Source organism: Paenibacillus sp. TAF43_2, from assembly GCF_052113545.1.
Classification (GTDB): domain Bacteria; phylum Bacillota; class Bacilli; order Paenibacillales; family Paenibacillaceae; genus Pristimantibacillus.
Genome location: NZ_JBFRDK010000322.1, coordinates 1 through 3453, shown reverse-complemented (window position 1 = coordinate 3453; position 3453 = coordinate 1). Strand labels below are relative to the sequence as shown.

The 3453-nt window shown below is 37.7% G+C and carries 3 protein-coding genes; all 3 read left to right on the top strand.

Features of this window, described 5'->3' with window-relative positions; all coding sequences use genetic code 11:
* The first annotated feature begins 3 nt into the window (after positions 1–3).
* A complete protein-coding gene (locus AB4Z17_RS32865; protein WP_441964584.1) occupies positions 4–120 on the top strand; it encodes a hypothetical protein in 117 nt (38 codons plus the stop codon).
* A gap of 1564 nt (positions 121–1684) precedes the next feature.
* Positions 1685–2683, top strand: coding sequence for a hypothetical protein (locus tag AB4Z17_RS32860; RefSeq protein WP_441911779.1), 999 nt, complete (start codon positions 1685–1687; stop codon positions 2681–2683).
* Positions 2684–2745: 62 nt separating this feature from the next.
* A partial coding sequence (locus AB4Z17_RS32855) for a hypothetical protein (RefSeq protein ID WP_441964582.1) occupies positions 2746–3453 on the top strand: 708 nt, incomplete at its 3' end.

The following is a 3453-nucleotide window of genomic DNA, read 5'->3' as shown; positions in this document are numbered from 1 at the left end:
CCGATGAGCGACTGGTATTCAACAAGCACTGCAAAGATGGTAGGCTTCCAAAACCGTACCGTTCAAGGCGGCTTATTTATTAAAATGCTTATGGATAAAGAGATTTGTAAAATCAAGTAGATCGAATGATAAAAGTCGACCGTTAGCGGCAGTCATTACGTTAAGCTCAATGACAATATCCGGTATAAAGTATAAAATTGGAATCCGCAACGGCATGGGACAAAGCCCTGTGCCGTTGTTTTTTTGTGTAAGTAAGGAAACAGCGTACAACAAATAAAGCGGATGGAAAATCCGCTTAAAAAAGTGATCGTGTGAACTGAAATATGCTACTCTGTAGACGAAGCTAACGACTGATCTGGAGCGGATTTTGCGCGTATACTGCTTGCTTCTTTGCGTGAAAATTTGTCAGACCAACAGTGTATTTTAAGGCCCGGAAAGAAGTTTCAATGCCCTAACGCATGTGATAAATCGACTCGAGTTCATCGGCTGAGAAATCAGAAGCAGAATGATTCGTAATGAAGATTCCATAAGTGCCACTGGGCAGGACGAAACGAACAACCCGAAAGGAAATCGGTTAAAACAAGTTCTCCTGTAAATCCAAAAAGTCAAAGGTAGACGTGGAAGGGACCAATAGCTAGTGCCCTACCCTGTCGCACAACCTTCGTGGCTGAACAAGGGCATCCACATAAAGTCTGTTACAGTGGTCATAGGCTGCGTTCAAATGCAGAAGGTTAAATCCTTAGATGTTCGGTTGATTTTGAAAATAGGTGTCCGTGTCCACCAGGTTAGTTGCCATATGTAAATCCGAACCGTCAATGGCAAGTAATCGATATCCACGATAGTCCTTGATATCCATATTCAAATCTGTAAATGCGTGAAACAAAAATTCCACAGCAGACAACAGGATTTTATTCCTTTGCTGAACAAAAGCAGAAGTCGTTGCCGTGTTTATGTCATAGCCCTACGATTCCCAGAGTTCCTTATATAAGCTATTGCCACCCATGGAGATTAGGAGTTTCATAACCTTTTCAAAAGACAGATTCTCCTTTCGGGTAAATTCTTTTTCAGGATTTTTGACGTAGGGTGCTTGTGTGGATGACATTTCTTGCATGAGGGATGTCAGCGTTTGTTTTAGCGAATTCGCGTACTTATTCATTGACGAAACCTACTCGTTTTTTCAAGGGGCCACTCCACACAACTTCATCTGCTTATCAAGTCTTTTTTCATTTATATACAAAAAAAGAGAAGGTTATCTTTTTGATAACCTTCTCTTTTTCTTGATATTTGGTCCTGCTCCTTATCTTAATGACATTGCCTATTTGGGGTAGGTTCTTTGTCTTTCCTGCCCCTTAATAGACAGTATTAACTTTTAAAGTTCAACCTATATTTTTGTATTTTTACAATATAAGACACATTACAACAAAATTAATAAGTACTATAGAACTATCCCTCTAAAAAGCAATAAAAGGTAAAATATTACATAAAAAGATGTCGAAGCATTAATAGGTTGGTGTGATTCTGTCAGAAAGGAGTGAAAAAAGCCAATTGATGGCTTGCCTTAAGAAAAGCTTGCTCAATTCACCAGATAAGTGACGAGATAAAACTATATCCATTTGTATCAAATTCCATCTGAGGAAACTGATTTTATGAAGTAATATTTAGGGTGAAGGAGCGAATATTATTCATGAAGAAAACCATTTTCTTACTGTTAGTGTTGTTGATGTTTGTTTCCAGCATAACTGTTCACGCTGCAGTAGTATTAAATAGAACCTCCTCGACGTTCAGTGCCACTTCAAGTTATCGGAGTTATATGACAGATAAAATGAATTGTTATGGTTATGCCATACATGTGTACTATCCTGGAGGTGGGAAGTACAAACAACAACCCGGCGAATTTACAAACAATACTGAAGCTTTTAGCAGTTTAATGAACAGCTATTATAATGCAGCTAATTCGTGGAATAATCTTTATGCCTTTGTAAAAGATCGGATATATGAAGATTTTGCTACATTGAGTACGTCGGAGTCAGAATGGACAATTTCTGAGACAACAGCATCTGCTGCTGTCCCATCTGGAAAAAGAAAAATCGCTCTGACCATTAGGCAATCGGGAATGACTAGTGATTATCATTTTTATTTGAGACACGATGATGGAAAATGGTCACATAAAAGAGGAGAACTGCCAATTACAGATTTGTCGATTGACACAGAAACAGTTATAACTGATTCTAATATAGCTTCTAAAAGTATCGAGGGAGGTTATGTTAATGGTACAAGATATTTTCTAATCGGAAAATCCGCTGTTGTGGACTATCCTCACTATTACGGACAAAATGCAAGTACTCAATATACACAAACCGACTTTAGAGACAAAGCTGGTGATGTGTTAACCAAAAGTTACAAAATTACAAACAGTTGGAATTCTAGATTTGACTATCCTGATGATGTCGATTTCTTCGAATTCACTCCTACGACTAGCAAGTATTATACAATATCAACCGATAGAGGAAGCGGATATGATATAGATGGAATAATATATGATGCTGATGGCAATATTATTGCATCAGATTTTACAACTAGTAATGCATCTTTTAATATTTACTTAACCTCAGGAAAAAAAATCTATATAAAAATTAATGATGCCAAGAAAAATACAGGGTACTATATTCTATGGTGTTCTTAAAATTCGAGGTATTATGAAAATGAAATAGGTTTTTAACTACAATTGGAGAGGAGTGCTCTACTATGAAACAATATAAAAAGTTTTTACTGTTGATGCTTGTGTTAACCATAGTTTTGATTGGTGCTGGGTCAGTTTTTGCAAACGAACAATTCGGCCGGATTTTTGTACCAAAAGAAGATGCGGAGGCATATATAGATCAACAACTCAAATTAAACAATAAGGATATCACATATACACAACGTAATAATAATAGCAATGAGGCAAAGCCTTTTTATGACGACCTATACAGTGGTGCAACAAAAGAACAACGGGTAATTTTGGATAAATTAATTGAAGATAAGAGTATGGGGTTGCCTGGAGAGTGGAAAAGGAGTGCACTCATCGCCGTAGGGAAGCTTTCTTCTAAAACTCCCAGAATCACACTGCAAGAAGCAGAAAGACTTAGGGAGAAATATGAGGGAAGCAAACAGTTCTCATCTGATGTGGTCGCAGAATTTAATAAGATTGCTGGGGCGCCTGATTGGGAAGGCGGGAGTGGCATTCCTCGAAGTGTTTATTATTTGAACGATGAACGTTCGGAATCCATCTATGTCATATTCGACAGAGTCCTACATGTAATTACAAATGAAAAAGGTGAAGAGACAGTTAAACCAATTGGCGAACAAACAGTGCAGGTGATACCGGAACCGTCCAGTCAGGTTGAAAAACAATCAAATTTGAATGCAAATAGCGTGCAAGCACCTAATAGCACTCCTTCACCAGTATTATCT